The organism is Pseudarthrobacter sp. RHLT1-30-1, assembly GCF_059383415.1.
Genome location: NZ_JBWZCG010000013.1, coordinates 92,462 through 119,111, shown reverse-complemented (window position 1 = coordinate 119,111; position 26,650 = coordinate 92,462). Strand labels below are relative to the sequence as shown.

Annotated in this window: 20 protein-coding genes; 13 read left to right on the top strand and 7 right to left on the bottom strand. The window is 67.8% G+C overall.

Annotated features, from left to right (window positions below; genetic code table 11):
* Nucleotides 1-81: 81 nt before the first annotated feature.
* From AC50YM_RS11505 to AC50YM_RS11490, 4 genes are all read right to left on the bottom strand, one after another.
* The gene (locus tag AC50YM_RS11505; RefSeq protein WP_494957077.1) at nt 82-1,407 is read right to left on the bottom strand and encodes an RNA polymerase sigma factor; all 1,326 of its coding nucleotides are present in this window, start codon (nt 1,405-1,407) and stop codon (nt 82-84) included.
* A gap of 328 nt (nt 1,408-1,735) precedes the next feature.
* Nucleotides 1,736-3,034, bottom strand: a complete 1,299-nt coding sequence (locus tag AC50YM_RS11500; protein ID WP_494957076.1) for a DUF4192 family protein — start codon at nt 3,032-3,034, stop codon at nt 1,736-1,738.
* Nucleotides 3,035-3,273: 239 nt separating this feature from the next.
* A complete protein-coding gene (locus AC50YM_RS11495; protein WP_494957075.1) occupies nt 3,274-4,605 on the bottom strand; it encodes an MFS transporter in 1,332 nt (443 codons plus the stop codon).
* A gap of 34 nt (nt 4,606-4,639) precedes the next feature.
* The gene (locus AC50YM_RS11490; RefSeq protein WP_494957074.1) at nt 4,640-5,575 is read right to left on the bottom strand and encodes a proteasome assembly chaperone family protein; all 936 of its coding nucleotides are present in this window, start codon (nt 5,573-5,575) and stop codon (nt 4,640-4,642) included.
* Nucleotides 5,576-5,865: 290 nt separating this feature from the next.
* On the opposite strand from AC50YM_RS11490, the gene AC50YM_RS11485 reads away from it, so the two are divergent.
* From AC50YM_RS11485 to AC50YM_RS11465, 5 genes are all read left to right on the top strand, one after another.
* Nucleotides 5,866-7,392 carry a leucyl aminopeptidase gene (locus AC50YM_RS11485; protein WP_494957073.1) on the top strand — a complete coding sequence of 509 codons (1,527 nt, stop codon included), beginning with the start codon at nt 5,866-5,868 and terminating at the stop codon, nt 7,390-7,392.
* A gap of 247 nt (nt 7,393-7,639) precedes the next feature.
* Complete coding sequence (lpdA, locus tag AC50YM_RS11480) at nt 7,640-9,025, top strand: dihydrolipoyl dehydrogenase (RefSeq protein WP_494957072.1); 1,386 nt, start codon at nt 7,640-7,642, stop codon at nt 9,023-9,025.
* Nucleotides 9,026-9,152: 127 nt separating this feature from the next.
* On the top strand, nt 9,153-10,931 hold the full coding sequence (gene sucB, locus AC50YM_RS11475) for a 2-oxoglutarate dehydrogenase, E2 component, dihydrolipoamide succinyltransferase (RefSeq protein WP_494957071.1): 1,779 nt from the start codon (nt 9,153-9,155) through the stop codon (nt 10,929-10,931).
* 163 nt (nt 10,932-11,094) lie between these two features.
* A complete protein-coding gene (locus AC50YM_RS11470; RefSeq protein WP_494957070.1) occupies nt 11,095-11,463 on the top strand; it encodes a hypothetical protein in 369 nt (122 codons plus the stop codon).
* A 188-nt stretch (nt 11,464-11,651) separates the two neighbouring features.
* Nucleotides 11,652-12,080 (top strand): OsmC family protein, encoded by a 429-nt coding sequence (locus AC50YM_RS11465; protein WP_494957069.1) that lies wholly within the window; start codon nt 11,652-11,654, stop codon nt 12,078-12,080.
* A gap of 150 nt (nt 12,081-12,230) precedes the next feature.
* Here the strand turns inward: AC50YM_RS11465 and AC50YM_RS11460 are convergent, their stop codons facing one another.
* Complete coding sequence (locus tag AC50YM_RS11460; RefSeq protein ID WP_494957068.1) at nt 12,231-15,971, bottom strand: S41 family peptidase; 3,741 nt, start codon at nt 15,969-15,971, stop codon at nt 12,231-12,233.
* A 74-nt stretch (nt 15,972-16,045) separates the two neighbouring features.
* Here AC50YM_RS11460 and AC50YM_RS11455 point away from each other — a divergent pair, with 74 nt between their 5' ends.
* The 3 genes from AC50YM_RS11455 (at nt 16,046) to AC50YM_RS11445 (ending at nt 19,156) form a co-directional block, all read left to right on the top strand.
* Complete coding sequence (locus tag AC50YM_RS11455) at nt 16,046-16,948, top strand: TIGR01777 family oxidoreductase (protein ID WP_494957067.1); 903 nt, start codon at nt 16,046-16,048, stop codon at nt 16,946-16,948.
* 343 nt (nt 16,949-17,291) lie between these two features.
* Complete coding sequence (locus AC50YM_RS11450; protein ID WP_494957066.1) at nt 17,292-18,626, top strand: DUF222 domain-containing protein; 1,335 nt, start codon at nt 17,292-17,294, stop codon at nt 18,624-18,626.
* Between the two features lie 230 nt (nt 18,627-18,856).
* Complete coding sequence (locus AC50YM_RS11445) at nt 18,857-19,156, top strand: hypothetical protein (RefSeq protein ID WP_494957065.1); 300 nt, start codon at nt 18,857-18,859, stop codon at nt 19,154-19,156.
* Between the two features lie 88 nt (nt 19,157-19,244).
* Here AC50YM_RS11445 and AC50YM_RS11440 read toward each other — a convergent pair whose 3' ends face one another.
* Nucleotides 19,245-21,107, bottom strand: coding sequence for a serine/threonine-protein kinase (locus AC50YM_RS11440; protein ID WP_494957064.1), 1,863 nt, complete (start codon nt 21,105-21,107; stop codon nt 19,245-19,247).
* Nucleotides 21,108-21,184: 77 nt separating this feature from the next.
* On the opposite strand from AC50YM_RS11440, the gene lipB reads away from it, so the two are divergent.
* The 4 genes from lipB to AC50YM_RS11420 all read left to right on the top strand — a co-directional run bounded on the left by lipB (nt 21,185) and on the right by AC50YM_RS11420 (nt 24,267).
* The gene (lipB, locus tag AC50YM_RS11435; protein ID WP_494957083.1) at nt 21,185-21,883 is read left to right on the top strand and encodes a lipoyl(octanoyl) transferase LipB; all 699 of its coding nucleotides are present in this window, start codon (nt 21,185-21,187) and stop codon (nt 21,881-21,883) included.
* Nucleotides 21,880-22,887: a lipoyl synthase gene (gene lipA, locus AC50YM_RS11430; RefSeq protein WP_494957063.1), complete on the top strand. Its 1,008-nt coding sequence runs from the start codon at nt 21,880-21,882 to the stop codon at nt 22,885-22,887. Before lipB ends, lipA begins: the two co-directional genes overlap by 4 nt.
* Nucleotides 22,888-22,975: 88 nt before the next feature.
* Nucleotides 22,976-23,737, top strand: a complete 762-nt coding sequence (locus tag AC50YM_RS11425) for a DUF4191 domain-containing protein (RefSeq protein ID WP_494957062.1) — start codon at nt 22,976-22,978, stop codon at nt 23,735-23,737.
* 131 nt (nt 23,738-23,868) lie between these two features.
* Nucleotides 23,869-24,267, top strand: coding sequence for a DUF3817 domain-containing protein (locus tag AC50YM_RS11420; RefSeq protein ID WP_494957061.1), 399 nt, complete (start codon nt 23,869-23,871; stop codon nt 24,265-24,267).
* 216 nt (nt 24,268-24,483) lie between these two features.
* On the opposite strand, the gene AC50YM_RS11415 is transcribed toward AC50YM_RS11420, so the two are convergent.
* On the bottom strand, nt 24,484-24,921 hold the full coding sequence (locus tag AC50YM_RS11415; RefSeq protein WP_494957060.1) for an RDD family protein: 438 nt from the start codon (nt 24,919-24,921) through the stop codon (nt 24,484-24,486).
* 298 nt (nt 24,922-25,219) lie between these two features.
* Between AC50YM_RS11415 and glnA the strand changes: the two genes are divergently transcribed.
* Nucleotides 25,220-26,644, top strand: coding sequence for a type I glutamate--ammonia ligase (gene glnA / locus AC50YM_RS11410; protein ID WP_494957059.1), 1,425 nt, complete (start codon nt 25,220-25,222; stop codon nt 26,642-26,644).
* Nucleotides 26,645-26,650 lie beyond the last annotated feature (6 nt).

The window sequence follows — 26,650 nt, the reverse complement described above, 5'->3', positions numbered from 1 at the left end:
ATGACAAATACGGGTTCCTTCCGGTCCCACCCCCCCCGGAGGAGTGGACTGGAGTTACCCCCGCGTTGGTTGGTGCGGCGTTTAGTCCAGATAGTCGCGCAGGACCTGGGACCGCGACGGGTGCCGCAGCTTGGACATGGTCTTGGATTCGATCTGGCGGATCCGCTCACGCGTGACGCCGTAGACCTTGCCGATTTCGTCTAACGTCTTCGGCTGCCCGTCGGTCAGGCCGAAACGCATCGCGACGACTCCGGCTTCGCGCTCGGACAGGGTGTCCAGCACCGAGTGCAGCTGCTCCTGCAGCAGGGTGAAGCTCACCGCGTCGGCCGGAACCACGGCCTCGGAGTCCTCAATGAGGTCACCGAATTCGGAGTCGCCGTCCTCGCCCAGCGGGGTGTGCAGGGAGATCGGCTCGCGGCCGTACTTCTGGACCTCGACAACCTTTTCCGGCGTCATGTCCAGTTCGAGGGCCAGCTCTTCCGGGGTGGGTTCGCGGCCGAGGTCCTGGAGCATCTGGCGCTGCACGCGGGCCAGCTTGTTGATGACTTCCACCATGTGCACCGGGATGCGGATGGTGCGGGCCTGGTCAGCCATGGCCCGGGTGATGGCCTGGCGGATCCACCAGGTGGCGTAGGTGGAGAACTTGAAGCCCTTGGTGTAGTCGAACTTCTCGACTGCACGGATCAGGCCCAGGTTTCCCTCCTGGATCAGGTCCAGGAAGAGCATGCCGCGCCCGGTGTAGCGCTTCGCGAGGGAGACCACGAGGCGGAGGTTGGCCTCCAGCAGGTGGTTTTTGGCACGCTTGCCGTCGTGGATGACGAATTCGAGCTCACGCTTGAGCTTCGGGTCCATGGATCCGTCGTCGGCGTTGATCTTTTCCTCGGCAAAGAGGCCAGCCTCGATGCGGAGGGCGAGGTCGACTTCCTGCTCGGCATTCAGCAGTGCGACCTTGCCGATCTGCTTCAGGTAGTCCTTGACGGGGTCTGCGGTGGCGCCGGCGGACATCACCTGCTGGACGGGGGCGTCGTCATCGTCGGCGTCGGAGTAGACGAAGCCGGAGCCGGTGGGGGCGGCGGCGGCCTTGGGGATCTCCTCGCCGTCTTCGCCGATCTCGACGGCGACTACATCGTCGAGGTCAACCTCGACGTCCTCGTCGTTGTCGTCGTCGCCGTTGGCGGCTTTGCCGGCAGCTGCCGCGGCCTTGGCGCCGGGCTTGGGCCCACGCTTCTTGGGCTCGGGCTTGCCGGCCGCCGATGCGGTGTCGCCACCCTCGGCCAAGGCTGCATCTTTGACAGCCTTGTTGGCTGCACGCGTGGCAGCACGCTTGGCGCTCGTCGCCGCTTTCTTCTCCTCGGGGGACAATACGGCCTGGTCGGCGGGTTCCTTCTTCGCGGAAGACGGGGTCACAGAAAACCTTTCTAGCGGCGGTCTGTGGAATCACCATACGGGCAACACCACTATGACCCTGTCAAGTCCGTGTTTCACATCAGGTGCAATCACGACCAGCAGAGCCACTAAGTAGAACTCCTGGGGTGAGCGAAATGTTCCCTGTTTCCAAGGTCCACTACGAGCACTTAATACACGGACCCAACCGGGTCTCGGCAACCATTGTCTCACGGTTTTCGGTATCGGCATCGAACCGCGGCACCGGCGGCTATCTCGGGCCGCCGGTGCCGCGCCCCGGCGCTGCGTCCTACCCCTGCGGTGACGCGCCGGGCCGGCGTCAGCGGCGCTATCAGGCCACGTCGGGCTCGAACCGTTGCCAGGCAGCCTCCCTTCTGCCGGCCCAGCCGCAGAGCGTCCCGCGGCGGACCAGCTCTCCGAGCAGCTCGGCCAGCCGGTAGCCCGGTCGCTCCTCGCCGGCGCGGTTGAAGAGTGCATGTGCGAAGGATCCCTTGCCGCGGCACCACTCAATCCAGCCCCGCCCGGTCAGCGCGGCGGCTGCTGCCTCGCCGCCGGCACCCAGCTGTTCCAGTACCCACTCCAGATGTGCCAACGAGGTCCAGTCCGGCAGCGGGGGTGCCAGCCCCAGAAGGACCTCGCCGTAGCCGGGCACGTCTGGAGGCGGGCCATCGCCGGCGCGGCCGCTGTTGCCCTCCGGGCCATAGCCGGGCGCCGGCCGCGGGGACAAGGGCGGGAACCCTTCCAGCGGAGGCAGTGGCGCCAGAGGCCTCCGCTGCGTCGCGTAGCCGGGCACCGGACCGGACCAGGGCGCCCGCGGTGTCTGTCCGTCGAAGACGCCGAAGTCCTCGGCTCCCCGCTCCGCTGCCTTCGCCCCGGCCGCCGCCATCACAAGGACCGCGTCGCGCCAGGATGGCACACACAGGGATGCCCGCAGATACCCAGTCAGTGCCGCCGGCAATTTCTGCTCGGGCGTGGGGGCGTGCAGGACCCGGGCCCAGACGTCCAGGACCTGGCCAAACTGGTTCCTGTCGCACCTGCGCGAGGTGAACAGCTCGGCCCAGTCACGCTCGGCCTCCAGAACTTCTGGAGCCGTGGCCCCCGGCGGCGTAAGCGGTGTCGTTCCCGGGGCCGCTCCGATGGTGCTGCCGCGGAAGACCATTTCAGCGTTGAGCCTGCTGTTCCTGATTTCCTCGATCGGCCGCCCCGGCGGTGCGCAGCACGACGGGTCGACGCAATAGGCGTTGCGCCAGTACTCGGCCCCCACGAGCCAGACGTCCCGCACCGGCATCCCGGCCTCCGCGAGCGCGTCTTCCAGCTCGGACAAGAGCTCCGCCCAGGGCGTGCTGTCCCCGTCAATTTCGGTGAACAGGGCAAGCAGCGAGCCGTCCGCGTCCTCGTCGGCCTCCAGGTAGGTCGCAATGGACTGGGCAAAGTCGGGGAATCCGGCGGAGCCGGGACGGTCCGTATTGCTGCCTTCGCCGGGGAGGTCGACCCTGAGCGTGGCTCCGAGCCGTTTGCCCTGCAGGGTCATGGCCACGAGACTGTGGGCCGGCCAGTACCCCAGGGAATGTGGGATGAACCCGAGGATGTCTTCCGGGCCGGTGATTCTCAGATGTTCGGGGGCTGTCATGAAGCAAGCTTGGCGGCCCGTGCGGGCCCGTGTCAGGGCCGGTCCCGGCTATGTGGATAACCCCGGCCGGCGGCCCCGCGCCAGAGCCCCGTTCAGCAACCCGGCAGGGCAGCAACCCCGCCGGTCACACCATCGCCGGGGACGCACCCACGGGGCACAGGGATGCACCCACCGGGCACTGGGACGCACCCACCGGGCACCGTCCAGCGATGTCCGGGTCAGGGACAGCGATGTCCGGGTCAGGGTGTGCGGCGCCGCTCCGCGCTGAGCCGCCGCCGTTCGGCAAGCGTCGTCAGCAGCGGAGGCACCACAACGCCCTGGGCAGCCATCTGCTTCCGAACCTTCCGGCGGATGACCATGATGGCGCCCGCTCCTCCGGCCAGCAGCAGGAGCTGCACACTCAGGGCGATCCGGAACGGATCCAGCCCGTAGAGCACGCCCTGGGAAAACCCGGTGGCATACAGGACATCCAGGACCAGGCCGATCAGGTAGATGGCGATGAGCGAGGCGATAAACCCGCCAACGTTCACGATGCCGGTGGCAGTGCCGATCCGGTGGGCCGGGTTAAAGGTACGGGCGAAGTCGAAGCCGATCATGGATCCGGGGCCGCCGATGGCGAGCACCACCACGAGCCCGGCCAGCAGCCACAGCGGGGAACGGCCGGGGATCAGCAGAACTGCCGCCCAGGCCGAGGCGGTGGCGGCTGCGATCAGCAGCACCATGGTGGAACGCCGCAGCGGATGCCGGGCGACGAAGCTGCCCATCAGCGGCCCGGAAGCGATCGCCGTGGCCACGTACAGCGTCATCAGCGCCGAAACCGTGGCGGTCTCCAGGCCCTGGGCGGAAATCAGGAACGGGTAGCCCCACGTCATGGCGAAGACGGTGCCGCTGAACTGCACGGTGAAGTGGCTCCACAGTCCCAGCCTGGTTCCGGGCTGGCGCCAGGCCTGGGCCAGCGTGACCCCGGTGGCGCGCAGCCCCGGGGACGGTCCGGGCGCCGGGTGCCCGGGTGGGCGGTCCTGCAGCAGGACCAGCACAAGAACCAGGGCAAGGGCGGACAGGGCCGCCAGCGTGAGGAAGGCGGGGGTCCAGCCGGCGAGGTGCAGGATCATGGCGAACGGCACGACGCTGATGAGCTGGCCCAGCTGGCCGGACATTCCGGTCAGCTGGGTGAGCAGCGGGACGCGGGCGGGGGCGAACCAGAGCGGGATCAGCCGGATCACGGCGATAAAGGTCATCGCGTCGCCGGCCCCCACCAGCACCCGGCCCAGCACGCCGCCGGGGATGGTGTCGGCGAACGCGAGCTGGAGCTGGCCCAGTCCCATCAGCAGTGCCCCGCCGGCGATCATCGCCCGGGAGCCGAAGCGGTCCACGAGGATGCCGACCGGAATCTGCAGGGCCGCGTAGACGAGCAGCTGCAGCACGGTGAAGAAGGAAATCTCGGCGGCGCTGGCATGGAAGCGTTCCGTGGCTTCGATCCCGACCACGCCGAACGACGTCCGCTGGCTGACCGCCACGAGGTACGCGAAGATCCCGATGATCCAGATCAGCCAGGCGCGGGGGGAGGTCACCCGCCCATTATGCCAGCGGACGGACAAATACTACTTATTCCCGGGGTTCTGTGCGGAGGTAGGCTTCCACCGCGGCGCCCAGGGCGTCCGCGTTGGGAAGCTGGTCGTTCTCGTCGGCCAGCAACGAGCGGCGGACGGTGCCCTCGGCGTTCTCGTCGTAGCGGGTCTCGAGCCGTGAAACGACCTGCTGCACCTCTTCCGAAGCGTCAATCTGCTCCGCGATCTGGCGCCCGACTTCCCGGCCGGCTTCGCGAAGCCGGTCGGTGGGCAGCATCAACGAAGTGGCCGCCCCGAGGTACTCGAGGCCGGCGACGGCGGCCGTCGGGTATTCGGCGTCGGCCAGGTAGTGCGGCACGTGCATGACATAGCCGGCGACATTGCGCCCGGCTTCCGTGAGCCGCAGTTCGAGGATGTGTCCGACGGCGGCAGGCACCTCGACCGTGGGCTTCCAGACCGAAATGCCCTCGATGAGGTCCGGCCGGTTGCCGTGCACGGTGACGCCGACCGGCCGGGTGTGCGGCACCGGCATCGGGATCGAATGGATCCAGGTCACAAGGTTGACGTCCAGCTCCTCGACGATCCCTACGACGGCGCGGGCGAACCGCTCCCATTGCAGGTCGGGCTCGAACCCGGCCAGCAGCAGGAACGGGCTGCCGAGCCCGTCGACCAGCCGGTACAACGCCAGACGGGGCGCCTGGTAATCCTGCAGGTGGTCCTCGACGAAGCTGATCTGCGGGCGGCGTGAGCGGTAGTCGATCAGCTGGTCGGCGTCGAACTCGGCCACCATCTCGGAGTCGAGGGTGTCCAGCATTTCGGCGGTGATCTGCCGGACGACGTGGCCTGCATCGGCGAATCCGGTGAATCCCATGACGAGGTTCAGTCCGCGCAGCTCGGGGCTGTGGAACAGCGCGTCATCACGCAGGTAAAGCGATTCGGGGTCCAGCAAGGAGCCGGAAATCCGTTCAATCACGGCATGTTCCTTTCGGTGTAGTCATGGGGGCGGCCGGACGGGCCCTGCGGGGCTGCGGCCTTGCTACCGGGTACAACACGCCGGAGGGCGGGCGCATTCCTGCCCGGGGTGTGGCCCAGCTCTCATTCAATTGAACACCCGCGCCGGGGAGAGACTACGATCGGAGCTGGCCTTATGACGGCTTGAAGACGCCCGGGCTACGTCTCATTCCGACTGTGGCCCAGGTTCCATGGCAGGGCGCCGAACATGCAGTTCCTGCTGAAAATCTCAAAGAAATGAGGACTTCCCTCGTGGTCAAGAATACTGAAGTCAAACTTAGTGCAGTCGCCGGAGACCTGAAGAGGTCCCCCAGCGATGCCCTCGTCATCGGCGTGGGCCAGGGCGCGGACGGTCCCGTCCTGCTCAGCAACCCCCTGACGGCCAAGGCCGCCGAAGCGCTGGCGGAATCACTGAGTGTTCTTGGCATCACCGGCGCCGCCGACCAGGCGCACCGCCTCCCCGGCCTGGCCGAAGCCGGCGCAAAAGTCCTCGTCCTGGCCGGCGTCGGAAAGATCCCGGCATCGCAGCCGCTCACCGAAGAGACCCTCCGCCGCGCCGCCGGCTCGGCGGTCCGCCAGCTTGCCGGCACCGGCACCGTCGCCCTGGCCCTCCCGACGTCGTCACTGGGCGACGTCGCGGCCGTCGCCGAGGGCGCGGCGATGGGCGCCTACTCCTTCACCGAATACCGCTCCTCCCTGGACGGCCTGAAGGATCCGGTGAAAAACGTTCTGATCGTCACCGATTTTGCCGCCGACAAGGCCCTCAAGCCGGTCCTGGAGCGCGCCGCCCTGATCGGCAAGGCCGTCAACGCGACCCGCTCGCTGGTCAACCAGCCGCCAAGCCACCTTTACCCCGAATCCTTCGCGGAGGCGGCGAAGGAACTGTCCAAGGGCCTGCCCGTCAAGGTGACCGTCTGGGACGAGAAGCGCCTGGAAAAGGATGGCTTCGGCGGAATCCTCGGCGTCGGCAAGGGTTCCACCCGGCAGCCGCGCCTGGTCAAGGTCGAATACTCCCCCGCCAGGGCCACCGCCAAGATCGCGCTCGTGGGCAAGGGCATCACCTTCGACACCGGCGGGATCTCGCTGAAGCCGCACCTGGGTATGGGCGACATGAAGTCCGACATGGCGGGCGCCGCCGTCGTCCTTAACACTGTCTTGGCCATCGCCGGGCTCGGCCTTCCCGTCAAGGCGACCGCCTGGCTCTGCATCGCCGAGAACATGCCCTCCGGCGCCGCCCAGCGCCCGGCCGACGTGCTGACCATTTTCGGCGGCAAAACCGTCGAGGTCCTCAACACCGACGCCGAGGGCCGGCTCGTCATGGCGGACGGCATCGTCGCGGCAAGCCAGGAGTTCCCGGACGCCATCATCGACGTCGCCACCCTCACCGGCGCGCAGCTGATCGCGCTCGGGGACCGCACCGCCGGCATCATGGGCTCCGACTCCGTCACCGGCCCGCTCAAGGCCGCCGCGGACCGCGCCGGCGAGCTGGTCTGGCCGATGCCGCTGCCCGACGAGCTGCGCCCCAGCCTCGACTCGCAGGTCGCGGACATCGCCAACATCGGCGAACGCCACGGCGGCATGATGACGGCAGCCGTCTTCCTGCGCGAATTCGTCGGCAAGGGCAAGGACGGCGAACAGATCCCCTGGGCCCACATCGACATCGCCGGCCCGTCGTTCAACAACGGCAGCCCGTACGGCTACAACCACAAGCAGGGCACCGGCTGCACCGTGCGCACGCTCGTGGCCTATGTCGAGGACATCCTCGCCAAAACCGCCTGACCCCGGCTGCCTGGCGTTCACGCGGCCCGGGACCGGGGCTGGTCCCCCGTCCCGGGCCGCGTGACTCTGGACACAAGGGCTCCACAAAGGCTATGGCAGGGTGGAGCATGTATTAGTGGTTCGCTAAGGTGAACTGCGGTAGTTCCAAATGAAAGGGAACGTTCCTGCTGGCATAATCACGGCAAGGAAGTTCCAAGACCAGATGATGCGTACTCTCGTGTCATCGTTCACGCGAGGGAGCGTTTTAGTGGCCGATCAGGCAACTGCGCAAGAATTCGACATCCTGGTACTCGGCGGCGGCAGTGGCGGCTACGCAACTGCCCTGCGTGCCGTCCAGCTGGGCCTCACCGTTGGCCTGATCGAAAAGGGCAAGCTCGGCGGCACCTGCCTGCACAACGGCTGTATCCCCACCAAGGCCCTGCTGCACTCCGCGGAACTGGCCGACCACGCCCGTGACTCGGCGAAGTACGGCGTCAACGTCACCCTGGACAGCATCGACATCAGCGCTGTCAACGCCTACAAAGACGGCATCATCGCCGGCAAGTTCAAGGGCCTGCAGGGCCTGATCAAGGGCAAAAAGGGCATTACCGTCATCGAGGGCGAGGGCAAGCTCCAGGGCACCGACACCGTCGTCGTGAACGGCACCGCGTACAAGGGCAAGAACATTGTCCTCGCGACCGGCTCCTACTCCCGCTCGCTGCCGGGCCTGGAAATCGGCGGCAAGGTCATCACCTCCGACGAAGCCCTCACCATGGATTTCATCCCCAAGAGCGCCATCATCCTCGGCGGCGGCGTGATCGGCGTCGAGTTCGCCTCCGTCTGGAAGTCCTTCGGAGTCGACGTCACCATCATCGAGGGCCTGCCCTCGCTGGTACCGAACGAGGACGCCACGATCGTCAAGGCCTTCGAGCGCGCCTTCAAGAAGCGCGGCATCAAGTTCTCCACCGGCACCTTCTTCCAGGGCGTTGAGCAGAACGACGACGGCGTCAAGGTCACCCTGGTGGACGGCAAGACCTTCGAAGCAGACCTGATGCTCGTCGCCGTCGGCCGCGGCCCGGTCACCGCGAACCTCGGCTACGAAGACGCCGGTCTCACTATCGACCGCGGCTTCGTCATCACCAACGAGCGCCTGCACACCGGTGTCGGCAACGTCTACGCCGTGGGCGACATCGTTCCCGGCGTCCAGTTGGCGCACCGCGGCTACCAGCAGGGCATCTTCGTCGCCGAAGAGATCGCCGGCCTCAAGCCCGTCGTCGTCGAAGACATCAACATCCCCAAGGTCACCTACTCCGAGCCCGAAATCGCCACGGTGGGTTACTCCGAGAAGGCCGCCAAGGCGAAGTTCGGTGACGACCAGATCCAGACCCAGGAATACAACCTCGCCGGCAACGGCAAGAGCTCCATCCTGGGCACCAGCGGCCTGGTCAAGCTGGTCCGCCAGAAGGACGGCCCCGTAATCGGCGTTCACATGATCGGCGCCCGCATGGGCGAGCAGGTCGGCGAAGCCCAGCTGATCGTGAACTGGGAAGCCTACCCGGAGGACGTGGCCCAGCTGGTCCACGCACACCCGACCCAGAACGAATCCCTGGGCGAGGCGCACCTGGCTCTGGCCGGCAAAGCCCTGCACGGCTAGCAGGCTCCCCCCGCAGCACCGCAAGACCACAGAGCTTAGTGCACCCGGCCCCAAGTGCCGGGTGCACTAAGCTCGACCAAGGCAGCAATCATCCGCACTAAAGATCAATAAGGAGAACGGGGACGACATGTCTGAATCCGTTAACTTGCCCGCCCTCGGTGAGAGTGTCACCGAAGGAACCGTCACCCGCTGGCTCAAGCAGGTAGGTGACCGGGTAGAGGTGGACGAGCCGCTGCTCGAGGTTTCCACCGACAAAGTAGACACCGAAATCCCCTCTCCGATCGCCGGCGTGATCGAGGAAATCCTCGTCGCCGAAGACGAGACTGCTGAAGTTGGCGCGCCCCTGGTGCGCATCGGCGACGGCTCGGGTTCCGCCGGCACCGCCGACGCCCCCGCCGCCGAAGCGCCGGCCGAGGAAGCACCGGCGCCGGAAGCGGAAGCACCCGCCGCCGAAGCGCCGTCGGCCGCCGAGGCTCCGGCCCCGGAAGCTGAGGCGCCCGCCGCCCCCGCTCCCGCCGAAGCCGCTCCCGCCGGCGAAGGCCACGAGGTCACCCTCCCCGCCCTGGGCGAGAGCGTCACCGAAGGCACCGTCACGCGCTGGCTCAAGAGCATTGGCGACACCGTCGAGGTCGACGAGCCGCTGCTCGAGGTTTCCACCGACAAGGTCGACACCGAAATCCCGTCCCCGGTTGCCGGCGTCCTGCAGGAAATCCGCGTCGCCGAGGATGAAACGGCCGAGGTCGGCTCCGTCCTCGCCGTGATCGGTTCCGGCGCCGCCGCCCCCGCTGCGGCCCCGGCCCCGGAGGCTCCGAAGGAAGCTGCAGCCCCTGCCGCTGCCGCAGCCCCCACGCAGGAGGCTCCCAAGCAGGAGGCACCCAAGCAGGAGGCACCCAAGCAGGAGGCCCCCGCTGCACCGGCCAAGGAAGCCGCACCGGCTCCCGCAGCCCCGGCAGCTTCAGCTTCAGCTGCCGCGGCCGCCGAGTCCGGCTACGTCACTCCGCTGGTCCGCAAGCTGGCCAATCAGCAGGGCGTGGACATCTCCTCGCTGAGCGGCACCGGCGTCGGTGGCCGCATCCGCAAGCAGGACGTGCTCGCAGCAGCGGAAGCCAAGGCAGCCCCGGCTCCCGCGGCACCCACACCCTCTGCCGCTCCGGCCGCGCGTCCGGCAGCTGACCTGTCCTCGCTGCGCGGCACCGTGCAGAAGGCTCCGCGGATCCGCCAGGTCATCGCCCGCCGGATGCGCGAGTCGCTGGACATCTCCACCCAGCTGACCCAGGTGCACGAGGTGGACATGACCAAGGTCGCCAAGCTGCGCGCCAAGGCCAAGAACTCGTTCCTGGCCCAGAACGGCTCCAAACTGACCTTCCTGCCCTTCATCGCCAAGGCTGTCGCCGAGGCCCTGAAGCAGCACCCGAAGGTCAACGCCTCCTACGACGAGGACAAGCAGGAGATCACCTACCACAACGCCGAGCACCTGGCGATTGCGGTGGACACGGACAAGGGCCTGCTGGTTCCGGTCATCACCGACGCCGGCAACCTGAACCTGGCCGGTCTGGCCGGCAAGATCGCCGACGTCGCGGACCGCACCCGCAACGGCAAGATCGGACCGGACGAGCTCTCCGGCGGAACCTTCAGCATCACCAACATCGGTTCCGTGGGCGCCCTGTTCGACACCCCGATCATCAACCAGCCGCAGGTTGCCATCCTGGGCACCGGCGCGATCGTCAAGCGTGCCGTTGTGGTCGCCGACGAAAACGGCGATGACTCGCTGGCCATCCGCTCGATGATGTACCTCTCCCTGACCTACGATCACCGACTGGTCGACGGCGCCGACGCGGGACGCTTCCTGCAGACGCTGAAGGCACGCCTTGAAGACGGCGCCTTCGAAGCCGACCTCGGGCTCTAGCCTTTAGAGGACCGGAAACACCGACGGCGACGGCGGTGCGGACACCGGTGGGAAACCACCGGAGCCCGTGCCGCCGTCGCCGTTTTTGTGCCCGGCTGGGCTTCCTCGTAAGCACTGGCGGGTCTTACTACGCTGCGTAGAACCTTCTGGCTAGACTGGGGCCATGCAAATTGTCTATAACATCGTGGTTTTCCTGCACATTGTCGGCGCCGCCATGATCGTCGGTATCTGGATTGGCCAGATGAAGAAGCCCACCATCCACCCGCGCCAGTTCGACGGCGCGATGCTGCAGCTTCTCACCGGCATCGCCCTGATGGGACTGATCCCGGTGCTGGGGCGGACGATTCCCAGGTTCGCCGATCCGGATTACGCCAAGCTCGGCGTCAAGCTCGCCGTTGCCCTGGTCGTCGGTGTCCTGGCGTTCATCGGCCGGCGCAAGTACAAGAAAGGCGAGGACGTCAGTAAGGGCCTCGCGCACAGCGTTGGCGGCCTCGCCCTGCTGAACGTGGCCATCGCGACCCTCTGGCAGTAGGCCCCCCAGCAGCCCGACGGTGGCGGCGCACTCCCCACGGGGGTGCGCCGCCGCCGTCGTCCGGCACGAAACACAATCCTCTGACAGCGGACACCGGTGCGGCGGCAGCGCCAAATCCCTAGGATGGGAAGCGACATGATCCGGCGGATCTCCGGATCTGTGGGATTCAACGATCTTGAGGAGTGGACATGGCCGCAACACGCACCGCACACACTGTTTGGAATGGCGACCTGATGACCGGCGCCGGCAACACCACGCTGGACAGCTCCGGGCTGGGCAACTTCGACGTCACCTGGAAGGCCCGTACGGAAGCCTCCGAGGGCAAGACCAGCCCCGAGGAGCTCATTGCCGCGGCACACTCGGCCTGTTTCTCCATGGCGTTCAGCCACGCCCTCGCCCAGGCAGGCCACACCCCCGAAGAAGTCAACACCAAAGCCGATGTCACCTTCGTTCCCGGCACCGGCATCTCGGACAGCCACCTGACGGTCAGCGCGCGGATTCCCGGGATCACCGAAGAGGAATTCCAGCGCATCGCCGAGGAAGCCAAGGTCGGTTGCCCCGTTTCCGCCGCCCTCACCGGCATCAAGATCACCCTCGACGCCACCCTGGCCGCCTAGCCCTTCACGCGGTAAAGCGAAGGCCCCCGTTCCCTGCTGGTCAGGGAACGGGGGCCTTCGGTTTAAGCGGATGCGCCGGGCGGGCGGAGGCCTGGCTGGCTAACTGAGACTTGCTGGCAGGCCGCCCCGCCGCCGCCTGACCGGCGCCGTTTAGCTGCCCGGCTGGCGGGCCGGCAACGGGGCGGGCCGGACCTGGCGGTAGCCCTCGCGCAGTGGCGGCCGGTCGGTGGGCAGCTCCTGGATCATTTCCTTGAGCGCGCCGATGCCGTATTCCAGCTGCGGGTCGGTGCCGGCGGCGTAGGCGTGCGGCGGGAAAGTCACCTCGATGTCCGGGGCGACACCGAAGTTCTCGACGCCCCAGCCCACTCCGCCGGAGAACCAGGTGGCGTAGCGCGGCTGGGTCACGCCGGTCCCGTCGGCCAGCGCGAAACGGTTGTCGATGCCGACGACGCCGCCCCAGGTCCGGGTGCCGATGACCGGCCCGATCCCCCGCAGTTTGGAGACCTGGGTGATGATGTCGCCGTCGGACCCGGCGAATTCGTCGGTCAGGATGATGACGGGTCCGCGCGGCGCGTGGTGTGGGTACGTGCGGGGCCGTTCCCCGCGGGGCATGCTCCAGCCGGTGACCTTGCGGCCGATGAGTTCCGCGACGAGCTGGGAGGTGTGCCCGCCCCGGTTGCGGCGGACATCGACGATCAGCCCGTCGAGGGCCGTTTCGGTGTCGAGGTCGCGGTGCAGCTGGGCCCAGCCGTGGGCCATCATGTCGGGAATGTGCAGGTAGCCGAACGTTCCCTGCGAGGCCTGCCGGACAGTCCGGCGGTTGGCGGTCACCCATTCCTGGTAGCGCAGCCGCTCCTCGTCCTTTACCGGGACCACAGCGACGCGGCGCTGCTTGCCGGCCTGGCTTCCGTGCCCGGCCCCGTTGCGCAGCGTCAGCTCCACGGCGCGTCCGGCCGCGCCGACCAGCTGCATCGCGGGAGTGCGCGCCTCAGTGAGCTCGACGCCGTCGATCGCCAGCAGCACGTCGCCCGTCTTGGCGTCAGCGCCGGGGCGGGTCAGCGGCGACGTGGCAAGCGGGTCGGAGGATTCCCCGGCGAGGATCCGGGTGATCTCCCAGCCCTCCCCGGTGAAGGCCAGATCCGCGCCCAGCCGGCCCTGGCCGTTGCTGCCGTTTTCGGTGACGGCGAACGGACGGACATAGGCGTGCGAGGTGCCCAGTTCACCGTGGAGTTCCCAGAGCAGGTCCACGAGGTCGTCGTGCGAGCCGAGCCGGTCCACGATCGGGCGGAAGCGGGCGTGCACCGAGTCCCAGTCCTGCCCTGCCATGTCTTCGGTCCAGAAGAAGTCGCGCTGGAGCCGCCAGGCTTCATCAAAGGCCTGGCCCCACACGCTGAGCGGATCGAGCTGCACGCGGATGCGGCTGAGGTCGACCTTGACCAGCTGGCCGGACTCCTCGTCAGCCTTGGCGCCGGCCGGCGAGACCCGGATCTGCTTGTCCTGCAGCACGATGACCTTTTCGCCGTCGCCGGAGAGCCGGTAGCTGTCCAGGGCGTCCACGATGGTGGTGCTCTTGCGCCGGGCCAGGTCGAATCGGACGAGGCAGGGGGCCGCGTTTTTGTCCTCGAGGCTGGCGCGGCCCTCCCCGGTCACCCCGAAGAGTTCGTGGTCGAGCCAGAGCAGCGCCCCGGCAGTTGCCGTGAGGCCGGAATAGTTGCCCTGCGGCACCGGCACGCTGATGACACGGTGCGCCAGGCCCTCGGCGTCGACCCGGACCGCCGAAATCTGGTCCTGGCCGGCGCCGTCGGCCGCGCTGTCCGCGACCGATCCGGCCCCGGGAGCTTCCAGCAGGTCAACGCTCGGGCCGAACGGCGAGGGTGTGTCCGCGGCGAGGGCCACGAGGTAGGGCTTGATCGGGCTCGGGAAGGACAGGTCGAAGGAGTGACCGTCGTATACCGGATCGAAGCTGCGGTTGGACAGGAACGCCAGGAACTTGCCATCGGGGGTGAACGACGGCGACTCGTCGCGGAAGCGTCCGTCCGTGACGTCGATGATCGCGCGTGTCCCGTCCGCTGCCGCATCGACCGCATCGGGGCCGGCGTCGGGGCCGGTGACCTCGGTGATGCGCAGCCGGCTGCGGGACCCGAAGGAAGTGACGGGCTCGGTCCAGCCCAGCCAGGCCGAGTCCGGGGACCAGCTGAAACCTTCGATGCTGCCTTCGCCGATGCTGGTCACCAGGGTCAGGGTTCCGGTGCGGGTGTCCGCCAGGTAGATGTCACCGAAGGCGGAGCCGACGGCGAGCCAGTTGCCGTCCGGGCTGGCCTCGATGGCGCTGGCCCGGGTCGGCTTGGGGAAGTCGATCCTGACCAGATGAACGGACTTTCCCGGCTGTGCCGGCACCACCGCGTCCGCCGGGCCTGCGGTGTCCGCTGCGTCGGCCGTGCTGGCGGGGTTGGCAGGGTTGGCGGCGTCGGCCGTGCTGGCGGGGTTGGCGGGGTTGGCAGGGTTGGCGGCGTCGGCCGTGCTGGCGGCGTTGGCAGGGCTCACGACATTGGCGGAGTCGGCCGTGCGGGCGGCGTCGGCCGTCTTTGCGGTGTTGCCGCCCGCGCGGTCCGGCGTCGTTGCGGGGACCGCAGCGACGGCGCCCGACCGGGCGTGGGCAGCGGCCGGGACGGGGCTGGGCAGCGGCGTGGCGGCGTCGGACTCCTGCTGCGGCGTGGCCGCAGTCTGAGGCGCCGCAGCGGACGTCCGTCCGGAGGCCGCTGGCTGGCCAGCCTGCCCGGAGTCCTGGTGTCCGACGTCCACGGGACCGGCGATCGCCTTCAGATATAGGGCTTCAACGCCGTCGTGGTCGGCAACGTAGGCGATCCGGCCCTCCCCGAAAGGCCGCGGCAGGCGGGCTCGGACACCGGGCGTCGCTTCAAGAACCCGCGAGGGGCCGTCCTTGTGCCGCAGCCAATGCAGCGTGCCGTGAGCTTCCACCGCGCTGGAGTCGCCGGTGCGGTCCGGCACGACATCGCCGAGGTGCTTGGACGGCTTTAGCGGCGTCGCGCGGCGGCCCTGCGACGCTGATCCCAGCGAAATCGACAGTTTCACGGCATCCGAGCCGAGGTCTGACAGGAGCCACAGCTCACCGGCCGATTCGAAAATGATGCGCTTGCCGTCGGTTGCGGCGTGCCGGACGTAGAAGTCCTCATGGTCGGTGTGGCGGCGCAGCCCGGTGCCATTGGGCAGCACCGAGTAGAGGTTGCCGTAACCCTCGTGGTCCGACAGGAAGGCGATCCGGCCGTCGACCCACATCGGATCCGTCAGGTTGCCGTCCAGCTCGGCGGCGAGCCGTTCGAATTCACCGTTACCGTCGGCGTCGATCCAGAGCTTGCCGGCCGCTCCGCCCCGGTAGCGCTTCCACCAGGCGGGTTCGCGGGAGAGGACACTGGCCAGGACCACGGGGCGTTCGTCGCCGACCACCGGTCCGAACGCAACGGATTCCACCGGTCCGAGCGGGAGTTCACTGGCCCAGCCGCCGGTGACCGGCAGGCTGTAGGCGTGGGTGTGGCGGCTGTCAGCCTGCCGGAACGCGCTCGTGACCAGTACCTCGCCGTCGGGGGTGAAGCCCTTGACCTTCGTGGTGGAGTGGCCGAAGTAGCTCAGCTGGCGGTAGCCGCCGCCGTCGACTTCCGCGGTGACAACTTCCGGGGCCGTTCCCTGGACCACGGTCCACACCAGCCGCTTGCCGTCCGGCGTGAAGCGGGGATTGCGGGCGGGCAGCTGCAGTGAGGAGACGCGCCAGGCGCGGCCGCCGTCGAGGGGCGCAATCCAGACGTCGTCCTCAGCCACGAAAGTGACCAGATCGCCGTGCAGGTGCGGGAAACGGAAGTAACTCGAAGAAGTCATCGTTCGATCATAGTCAAGACCAGCCGTCCCGCCCGGGAGGTATCCCCGCTGAGCCGGGCATGGTGAGATGGATCATGCGAATCATAGTTGCCGGAGCCTCCGGGCTGATCGGAACCGCCATTTCCCGCTCCCTGCGCGACGCCGGACACGACGTCGGCGCGCTGGTCCGGCGGCCGCCCGCCGCACCGTCGGAGTTCCAGTGGGACCCCGCGGCAGGGAGCATCGATGATCTGGCGCTGAAAGGTGCGGACGCCGTCATTAACCTCTCCGGCGCAGGCATCGGAGACCGGCCATGGACCCGCTCCCGCATCAACGAACTCCGCACCTCGCGGCTGGGGGCCACCCGGACGATCACGGCGGCCATGGGCCGGCTGGACACGCCGCCGGCGGTGTTCCTGAGCCAGTCGGGATCCAATTATTACGGCGACGCCGGACTGGCCGTGCTCCGGGAGAACGCTCCGGCCGGCAGCGGGGTGTTGGCCGGCATCTGCGCCGACTGGGAAGCGGCGGCGCACGAAGCTCCGGCCGGCGTCCGAGTGGTTACTCCCCGGACCGGCGTCGTCCTGAGCCGCTCCGGCGGGGCTCTGGGACGGCTGATGCCGTTATTGCGCCTGGGCATAGGCGGACCGCTGGGCAACGGCCGGCAGTGCTGGCCCTGGATCACGCTTCCCGATGTCGCCGGCGCCTTCAAATTCCTGCTCGGCAGCCCGCTGTCCGGGCCGGTGAACGTTTGCGCCCCGGAGATCGCGGATGTGAATGCGCTGATTGCGCAGCTGGCCAAAGCCCTGCACCGGCCCGCGGTGTTGCGGGTCCCCGCGCCGGTGCTGCGGCTGGTGATGGGCAAGCTCGCGGATGAGCTGCTGCTTTCCAGCCAGCGGATGGAGCCGGCGGTGCTTAGCGAAGCGGGCTTTGAATGGCAGCACCCGTCCCTCGCCCAGGCTGCCGCCTGGGTGGCCGGAGGCGGCCCAAAGGACTGAGCATCCCCGCACCGCTTGGGCGTGGCCCGCTGGCTTGCCCGGCCTCTTTTGACGACTGCTTTGTCTCCGGGCGTTGGCCGATGCCGGCGTCGTGCTGCCTCGGGGGCTGCGGCCCTGCCGGGTTCGTCGAAGTGCCGTAGACTCCCGACAGTTTTGGTTTATGGAAAGTGCGGGCTGGGTTGCGGAGGGCAGGGCGGCGCTGGCGGCCGCCGAGGCGTCGTTTGTGGCGCTGGTGGGCTTTCGGGGGGCTTGGGCCGTCCGTGCCGTGTCGCCGGCCGGGGCCCGTTGCGCTGCCCGTGGCCGGTGCGTGAAAAGTGTCGTAGGTCCTTGATGTACTTGGTCCATGGATATCTCGGCCTTGAGTGTGGAGAGCAGGGAGGCCCTGGCGGCGGTCGGGGCGGCGACGGCGGCGCTGTTTGCCTTCCCGGGCTTCGCCGCCGGCGCCGGCGCTGACCGCGCTGGATCATCCGGCATTGGCGGCCCTGATCCGTTGCGGGATGATCCGATGCGGGACCGGGTGGATGGTTCCCTGGACGCTCTGGCGCTGGTGGTTGCGGTGGACGGCCCGTTGGCGGCGCTGAAGGTGCAGCTGGCCGCGGACATCGTGAAGGGCACGCAGGCGCTGGCGCCCCCGGCGGCGTCGCTGCGGGACAACGCGGCGGAGGAGATGGCGGTGCGGGCGGAGATCGCGTGCCTGCTGACCGTGAGTGAAGCGGCCGCCGACGGGTTCCTTTTCCAGTGTCAGGCGCTGACGGAGAGGCTGCCGCTGACGCTCGCGGCGCTGAGGGCGGGGACAATTTCCTGGGCGCACGCGAGGGTCCTGGTGGACGAAACCACGAACTTGGACCCGGCGGGAGCGGCGGCGCTGGAGGCGCACTTCCTGGACCCGGCCGCACCGGACCCGGCACGGGGCTGCCCGGCCGGGGAACTCGTCCCGGGCCGGCTCCGGGTCAAGGCCCGGACCTGGCGGGAACGCCACCACGCGGAGAGCATCGAAAAACGCCACGCCAAGAGCGTCGCGGACCGGCGGGTCGAATTCCGCCCGGACACCGACGGGATGGCCTGGTTCTCCGCGTATCTGCCGGCCGACACCGCGGCGGGGATCTGGGACCGGAGCACCGCGGCGGCCCGGGCGCTGCAGGGCCCGGCCGAGGGGCGCACCCTGACCCAGCTCCGCGCCGACATCGCCGCGACCTGGCTCCTCACCACCGGCCCCGGTTGCGGCGGAACGTGCGGCGGTAGCGTTGACGGCGGCGGAACCTGCGGATCCTGCTGCGGCACCGGGACATGCGGCGGTGTGCCGTCGCCGCGGGCGCAGGTCCTGATCACCGTCCCGGTGATGTCCCTGCTGGGCGCTACCGAGGAACCGGCGATGCTGGACGGGTACGGGCCGATCCCGCCCTCGATGGCCCGCCGCCTGATCGCCGACGGCGCCGACTCCTTCTACCGGGTCCTGGTCGACCCGCGGGACGGGGCCCCACTGGAAATCGGCCGCACCAGCTACCGCCTCACCAAGGCGATCCGGCACTGGCTCCGGCTCCGCGACGGAAAGTGCCCGTTCCCGGGCTGCAACAACCCTTCCTGGACAACGACGCGGACCACCTCCTGGCCTGGGCCGACGGAGGCACCACCGGGATCACCAACCTCGGCGGTCCCTGCCGCAAACACCACGGCCTGAAACACAGCTCCGCCTGGACACCGGCCGGGGCCAGCAAAGACGCCCCGCCCGGCTGGACCTCCCCGACCGGAAGGTACTACGCCAGCGAACAACAGGACTGGGAACCACCCCACTGGCCACCCGGCCTCCTCGCCACGTACGCGGACCCGAACCCTGACGCGGACATCGATGCAGCCGGTGGCATGTACCCGGACCCGGACAGAGACAAAGCCCCCGACATAGGCGCAGCCATGCCCTCGGACACGGACCCCGGCCCAGACATTTACCTGGACTCCGCCCTGCCGCCGGATCCTGACATGGACCCGGACATTGACCTGGGGTGCGGCCTTCCCCCGGATCCAGAACAGGAACAGGAACTACCTCCGGATCCTTTCCCGGAACGGAACCCGGAAATGCCCGAGGACCCCTTCCCGGACTGGCACCTGCTCACGGCCAGCCACTCATTCACCCCTGCAGACACCGACAACCCGGTCTACTACGAGCCCCGCGCCGAATCCATCCTCGAACACTTCCTCGCCCGCCACGTCTGATTGCAGATCGCCGGCCTTGAGACGAGGTGAGCCCAGCAATGTGACGCCACGCGGGTTTAGCATCGCTGGAAGACCTGCAGGCTGGACCCTAACCGCCAGAGGCATCCGGGTCCTGACGGCCAACGGGGTCTCCGGCAGCGTCGCCGGCCGGGAGGATGTCCTGAATCCGCCAGCGCCCCTCCACTGGCAACAGCACGAGCCGCAGCCGCTGTTCCGGCACGGCGGCGGCGTCCGCCCGGACCACTCCGGCGGCGTCGCGTTCCTGGTAGGCGGAGGTACCCGCGCTGACCTCCACCACTGCCAGCAGGCTCCCGCTGTCCCGAGTGGCGGCGACATGGGTCAGGACGATGGAGAACCCGGACAGGAACCGGCCGGACACCCTAAGTCCGGCGCTGATTCGGCCGTCCGCGTCGGCCGCGGAAGACGCCGGGACGTTGACCTGCTCCAACAGTCCGAAGTTCCCTGTGCTGAATGCCAGGGAACGCAGCCGGGCCAGCCCGAATACCGCTTCCGCAGGGTCCGGCGAGGCGAGCTGGATCTCCACTTCCGGCGGAATTGACGCGGCAGCAGCGGTCGGCGTCGTGGCTGCGGGCGCAGGTCCACGGGCGGACGCTTCGTTGCCCCCGGGAAAGGTCGGGAAGGAGGCCGGCACCGGGGCACCGGCGAAAGCCCAAGCGGTCACGAGCACACCGCTGAGCGCCAGCGCCACCGCGGCTGCCCGGTTGCCCCTGCCGTCCCCGCCTTCCAGCCGGGTTCCCGGCTCCGGCCGGGCAACATTCTCCGGACGGGCAGGACCAGCCTCTGAAGTGGTCGGGCGGGCGGCATGCCGCCCGCCCGCGTGCCCGGATGGGTGTTCGACGGGGTGTCCGGCCGACCCTGCTGAATGGCCGGGCCCGGGAGATACAGCCGGAGGAATAGGCCGGGCACCCCGGGGCCTGGTGAATCGGCGTTGGAGGGACCGGAGCTGTTCGGCCCGCCGCGCGCGTGGCGTCACGGGAAGGGCCCGCCGGGTCAGCAGTTGCGGAATGACCGTGGGGTGGACCGAGACCGAGAGGTCCACCGGCGCGGCCACCGCGCTGCGATGAACAGCGGCGCCCAACTCGGCGGCCGAGGGCCGAAGCCTGCGGTCCTCGTGCAGTCCAGCTTCCAGCGCTGCGGTCAGTGCCGGAGGAACTCCAGGAACCAGCAGGGGAAGCGGCGGCCGCTGCGCACCCGGCTCGGGGGCGCGCCCTGTCAGGCAGAACCAGCCCAGCGCCGCGAGCGAATAGACGTCGCGTTCCGGTTGCAGTCCGGCCCGGACGGCGTCCACCGGTGCCGGGTCACGAAAGCCCTGGGTGCCCGCCTCGTCCACCGCTTTGGCGTCCGCCACCATTCGGGCGACGCCGAGGTCGGCCAGCAGCGGTTTCCCGTGCGCGGTGAACAACACATTGCCCGGTGAGACGTCGCCGTGAGTGAAGCCCTGGCTGTGAAGGTATGCCAGGGCCTGCGCGATGGGCGTCAGTACTGTCACCGTCTCCCCCGGCCCGAGGTTTCCCCGCCCGGTCACCAACTGCCCCAACGACCCGCCTGCCGCGTAATCCATCACCAACCCGAGGGTTCCGCCCAAGGAACCGTGTTCTCCGTCCCTGCGGCCGTCACGGTTGCCCTCGCCGCCGCCCCCGAAGCCGGAACCGTCAGCGCGGCTGCCGCGCAGACGCAGCACTGCGAGGGCTCGTACGAGGTGCTCGTGCTGCAGGGCGGACAGGATCCTCACCTCGCGCCGGACCGTCTCTTCCGTGTCGCCCCGGTCGGTCCCGCTGCCCGTGCCGAAGGATTTCAGTGCGTACTCCCGGCCTGTGGACTGTTCCGTCACCAGCCAGACGGAGGCGCTGCCACCGCGCCCCAGGCACCGGCCGACGTCGTAACCGGGGACCTCCGGCGCCGCAACGGCGGCCCCTTCGTAATCGTCCATACCCAAGGAATACCGGATCCCTCGGAATCCCGCAGAAGTTATCCACAGGGCGGTGAGATTGCCCACAGAATCAGCGGCTGAGACAGTCGGGGTCTAAGCTGGATGCCATGACTCTTGAGTTCTCCCAGCTGGGTCTCGCCCCGGATTTCATTGACTACACCCGCGGCTGGGACATCCAGCGTGAACTCCATGAGCGGGTCCTCGCCGGAACCGCCCCCAGCACGGTCCTGTTGCTCGAACACGCCGCCGTCTATACGGCGGGTAAACGCACCGAGGACCATGAGCGTCCCTTTGACGGCACCCCGGTGGTCGCCGTCGACCGCGGCGGCAAGCTCACCTGGCACGGTCCCGGACAGCTGGTGGGCTACCCGATCATCAAGCTGAAAAACCCTGCCGGTATCCGCGACTACGTGGAGCGGCTCGAAGCCGTGATCATCGCTGTGCTGGCCGACTACGGCATCGCCGCTGTCCGGATCAAGGGCCGCGCCGGGGTGTGGATCGAACAGGACCGGAAGGGGCCCGCGCGGAAAATCGCCGCGATCGGCATCCGCGTCCATGAAGGCGTCACGATGCATGGCTTCGCGATTAACTGCAACAACGACCTTGCGCCATACGCCCAGATCATCGCCTGCGGCATTTCCGACGCCGGAACCACCACGATTTCCCAGGAGACGGGCAGGGATGTTATTCCGGCCGATCTCGTGTCCCGGATCATCGAAGAACTGCGCAACAATGAAGAAGCGCTAGTTGCAACCCATGAAGGAGCTCTACTGTGACCCTGGCACCAGAAGGCCGGAAAATGCTGCGGATCGAGCAGCGCAACGCGGCCACCCCGGTGGAACGCAAACCGGAGTGGATCAAGGCCAAGGTCCAGATGGGCCCGGAGTTCGTCCAGCTCAAGAAGCTCGTCAAAAAGGAAGGCCTCCACACGGTGTGTGAAGAGGCCGGCTGCCCGAACATCTTCGAATGCTGGGAAGACAAGGAAGCCACGTTCCTGATCGGCGGCTCCGAGTGCACCCGGCGCTGTGACTTCTGCCAGATCGACACCGGCAAACCCTCCCCCGTGGACGTCTTCGAACCCACCAAGGTCGCCCGCTCGGTCCAGGCCATGGCGCTGCGCTACGCCACCGTGACCGGCGTGGCCCGCGATGACCTCGCCGATGAAGGCGTCTGGCTGTACGCCGAAACGGTCCGCAAGATCCACGAACTGAACCCCGGCACCGGCGTCGAGCTGCTGATCCCGGACTTCTCCGGCAAACCCGAGCACATCGAGGCGATCTGCGCCTCCGCCCCCGAGGTCTTCGCGCACAACGTCGAGACCGTCCCGCGGATCTTCAAGCGCATCCGCCCGGCGTTCCGCTACGACCGCTCCCTGGACGTCATCACCCAGGGACGGAACCTCGGCATGGTCACCAAGTCCAACCTGATCCTGGGCATGGGCGAAACCCGCGAGGAAATCTCCGAAGCCCTCCGCGACCTGCACGAGGCAGGCTGTGACCTGATCACCATCACCCAGTACCTGCGCCCCTCCGAACGGCACCTCCCGGTGGACCGCTGGGTCAAGCCGCAGGAATTCGTGGACCTCCAGCACGAGGCCAACGAAATCGGCTTCCTCGGCGTCATGTCCGGACCGCTCGTGCGCTCCTCCTACCGCGCCGGCCGGCTCTGGGCCACCGCCATGCGCAAGAAAGGCCGCGAAATCCCGCCCCAGCTCGCCCACATCGAAAGCTCCGGCACCACCCGCCAGGAAGCCAGCTCACTCCTCGCCGCGCACTCCTGAATCAGCCCTAACGATTGCGCCGGAGGGCCGGCGCCGGAGCAATGCGGCGTCCGGCCCTTCGCTGTGCATCACGTAGAATTAAGGCACTATGGCGAATTCCCCTGATTCCAGCAACTCCAGTCCGGCTTCTGATGCTCCGAAGCGGGGCCTCTTTTCCCGAAAGCCCAAGGCGGCCAAGGTCAAGAAGCCGAGCCGCCTGAAGCAGATTCGCGAGGTCTTCCAGATGACCCGCGAGCACGATCCGATGGTGCCGTGGCTCATGCTGCTCGCATTCCTCGGCGTCGTCGCGGTCAGCTTTGTCGTGGGGTTCCTGCTGGAAAACTGGATTACCGGCCTGATCATCGGCATTCCGCTGGGCGTTTTGGCCGCCACCCTGATCCTGTCCCGCCGGGCCGAGCGCGCCGCATTCGCCCGGATCGAAAACCAGCCCGGCGCCTCGGGCGCTGCGCTGGGCACGCTCAAGCGCGGCTGGATCGTCGAAGAGCAGCCCGTCGCGGTGAACCCCCGCACCCAGGACGCCGTGTTCCGCGCCATCGGCCGTCCCGGCGTCGTCCTGGTCAGCGAGGGACCCAGCACCCGGGTCAAGCCGCTGCTCGACGCCGAACGCAAGCGGCTCGCCCGCATCCTTCCCAACGTCACCATCCACGTGCTTGAAAGCGGCCGCGGCGAGGGCCAGGTTCCGATCAGCCAGATCGCCAAGAAGATGACCAAGCTGAAGAACGAACTGACCAAGCTTGAGGTCAGCACGGTTTCCAAGCGCATCTCGTCGCTCGGGAGCCGGCTACCCATTCCCAAGGGGATCGATCCCTACAAGGCCCGCCCGGACCGCAAGGCAGCCCGCGGACGCTAGGCCGATCCGCCAGACCACAGGGACGCCCCGGTAACCGCCTTTCAGGCCGGCCGCCGGGGCGTTCCTTTTGCCACGAAACTGCCCACGAAACCTGAGCCGTCCCGTCGGGACAGAACCCGGAGACTTTCGCCATGAATTTTCCTTCCACTCCTGCCATGATCCGCATCTTCCGGGTCCTGGCGATCGCCGAGGCGTTCAGCTGGGCCGCGCTGCTGGTGGGTATGTTCCTCAAATGGGTTATCCGGACCACGGAATTCGGGGTGGAGATCGCGGGCCCGATTCACGGGGCATTCTTCGTCTGCTACGGGATCGCAGCACTGAGCCTGTGGGGGCTGCAGCGCTGGCCGTTCCGGGTGGCCCTGTTCGCCGGGCTCTCCGCGGTGCTCCCGTTCACTACGGTCTGGTTCGAACGCTGGGCCGGCCGTAACGGCTACCTGACCATCAAGGCCGGACAGGATGCGCCCGCACCGGCTCAGGAGACGGCTCGGGAAACAGCTGACGAGACGGCAGACGAGACGGCCGGAGTCTAACCCGACCGGAAGCGTTCACAGACGGCCTGCCGGGTCGCCCACGCCCAGGGCAAACGCGGGTGGCATCATGCCTGCCAGCTCGGGACTCGCACGCCTCCAGCATTCGACGCAGACGGCCGCCAACCGGGGCGGCGGTTTAGCGGCCATCTGCGTCGGATGGTGGAGCAGGGATCAGCAACGGGGGCGGAAACTAGCGGCAACGAATTGCGGCCGGCGCTACATCCTGACGAGAACGGTGTTCATGGCCTTGTCGTGCAGGCCGCGGTGGTCCGGGTCGAAGATGACGGCGGGGATCACCAGGCACAGCAGCAGGCTGCGGACCAGGGCCGGGATCGGTCCGGCGGGCGCGCCACCGAGCCGGATGACGTGGATCCCCATGATGCGGTGGCCAATGCTGTATCCGAGGGTTCCGATGAGCAGGGCCTGCTCGACGGCGAACACGGCAAGCGTTGCCCATGGGTCCCCGGCGAACGCATAGTTGCTGATCAGCAGCGCGATGCCCCAGTCAATGCAGATGGCGACGATGCGCCGGCCGGCCCGGGCAATGGATCCCGGCCCGGACTCGGGCAGTCCCAGCCGCTCCCCCGGGTACTTCGAGATGCCGGAGGTGTCCGGCCCGCTGAGCCATGAGCCTATGTCTTTGCGATCAACCACTCTCCAAGCCTATCGGCAATCAGCTCCCGCCCAATGCTGTTCAGAGTGTGGACATTCAGCGGCCACACTCTGGTCACGGGTAGGCCACCTAGTGGACAGCGACTACCGTTTACCTGTCAGGGCATTCTGTAACCTGCCGGAAACAAAGCGGACACTATCGGGAAATCCCGTGTCCTTAGGGTGGTAACAGTTGCTAGCGGCATAGGGGCGGGGCAAACCTTTGCGTTTACCCCGCTGTCGGACTGCGCTGGACCACACGGCCTGACGGCCAGATCTATCACATGCATAAGGAGCATAGATGTTCAAGACTGCGGACGAAGTCCTCAAGTTCATCAAAGACGAAGACGTTAAGTTCGTCGATATTCGCTTCACCGACCTCCCTGGCATTCAGCAGCACTTCAATGTGCCCGCCAAGAGTGTTGACGCGGACTTCTTCGTCAACGGCCAGCTCTTCGACGGCTCCTCGATCCGAGGCTTCCAGGGCATCGCCGAGTCGGACATGCAGCTCATCCCGGACGTAACCACCGCGTTCCTCGACACGTTCCGCATGGAGAAGACTCTCGCGTTGAACTTCTCGATCGTGAACCCGCGTACCGGCGACCCGTACCACCGCGATCCCCGCGGCGTGGCCGAGAAGGCCGAGGCCTACCTGGCCTCCACCGGCATTGCCGACACCGCGTTCTTTGCACCCGAGGCCGAATTCTTCGTCTTCGACAACGTCCAGTACCAGTCCTCCCCGCAGGGCAGCTTCTACAAGATCGATTCCGAGGAAGCACACTGGAACACGGGCCGCGAGGAAGAGGGCGGCAACCTGGGCTACAAGACCCCGGTCAAGGGCGGCTACTTCCCGGTCTCCCCCACCGACAAACAGGCCGACCTCCGCGACGCCATGTGCATCGCCCTGGACGAGGCCGGCCTTGAGGTCGAGCGCAGCCACCACGAGGTCGGTTCCGCCGGCCAGGCTGAGATCAACTACAAGTTCACCACGCTGACCGCGGCTGCGGATGACCTGCAGAAGTTCAAGTACATCATCAAGAACACCGCCGATGCCTGGGGCAAGTCGGTCACCTTTATGCCGAAGCCGGTCTTCGGCGACAACGGTTCGGGCATGCACTGCCACCAGTCGCTGTGGACCGGTGGCGAGCCGCTGTTCTACGACGAGAAGGGCTACGCCGGCCTCTCCGACATGGCCCGCTGGTACATCGGCGGCCTGCTCAAGCACTCCTCAGCCGTGCTGGCCTTCACCAACCCGACGGTGAACTCCTACCGCCGCCTGGTCAAGGGCTTTGAGGCCCCGGTCAACATGGTCTACTCGCAGGGCAACCGCTCCGCCGGTATCCGCATCCCGATCACGGGTTCCAACCCGAAGGCCAAGCGCATCGAATTCCGCGCTCCGGACCCCTCCTCCAACCCGTACCTGGCCTTCGCGGCCCAGCTGATGGCCGGCATCGACGGCATCCGCAACCGCATTGAACCGCCGGCTCCGATCGACAAGGACCTCTACGAGCTCCCCGCCGAGGAAGCCAAGGACATCCCCAAGGCTCCCGGCACGCTCGAAGAGGCCCTGGATGCCCTGGCCGAGGACAACGAGTTCCTCCAGGCCGGCGGCGTCTTTACCCAGGACCTGATCGACACCTGGATCGAGTACAAGTACGAGAACGAGATCCGTCCGCTCTCGCTGCGCCCGAACCCGTACGAGTTCGAGCTGTACTACGGCGTCTAGCCACCA

What these genes read in the sequence shown, in the direction of transcription:
- AC50YM_RS11500 (WP_494957076.1), bottom strand. Translation starts at nt 3,034, where the DNA reads ATGACAGCCCCCGAACATCTGAGAATCACCGGCCCGGAAGACATCCTC.
- sucB (WP_494957071.1), top strand. Translation starts at nt 9,153, where the DNA reads ATGTCTGAATCCGTTAACTTGCCCGCCCTCGGTGAGAGTGTCACCGAA.
- AC50YM_RS11470 (WP_494957070.1), top strand. Translation starts at nt 11,095, where the DNA reads ATGCAAATTGTCTATAACATCGTGGTTTTCCTGCACATTGTCGGCGCC.
- AC50YM_RS11465 (WP_494957069.1), top strand. Translation starts at nt 11,652, where the DNA reads ATGGCCGCAACACGCACCGCACACACTGTTTGGAATGGCGACCTGATG.
- AC50YM_RS11460 (WP_494957068.1), bottom strand. Translation starts at nt 15,971, where the DNA reads ATGACTTCTTCGAGTTACTTCCGTTTCCCGCACCTGCACGGCGATCTG.
- AC50YM_RS11455 (WP_494957067.1), top strand. Translation starts at nt 16,046, where the DNA reads ATGCGAATCATAGTTGCCGGAGCCTCCGGGCTGATCGGAACCGCCATT.
- AC50YM_RS11450 (WP_494957066.1), top strand. Translation starts at nt 17,292, where the DNA reads ATGGATATCTCGGCCTTGAGTGTGGAGAGCAGGGAGGCCCTGGCGGCG.
- AC50YM_RS11445 (WP_494957065.1), top strand. Translation starts at nt 18,857, where the DNA reads ATGCCCTCGGACACGGACCCCGGCCCAGACATTTACCTGGACTCCGCC.
- AC50YM_RS11440 (WP_494957064.1), bottom strand. Translation starts at nt 21,107, where the DNA reads ATGGACGATTACGAAGGGGCCGCCGTTGCGGCGCCGGAGGTCCCCGGT.
- AC50YM_RS11425 (WP_494957062.1), top strand. Translation starts at nt 22,976, where the DNA reads ATGGCGAATTCCCCTGATTCCAGCAACTCCAGTCCGGCTTCTGATGCT.
- AC50YM_RS11420 (WP_494957061.1), top strand. Translation starts at nt 23,869, where the DNA reads ATGAATTTTCCTTCCACTCCTGCCATGATCCGCATCTTCCGGGTCCTG.
- glnA (WP_494957059.1), top strand. Translation starts at nt 25,220, where the DNA reads ATGTTCAAGACTGCGGACGAAGTCCTCAAGTTCATCAAAGACGAAGAC.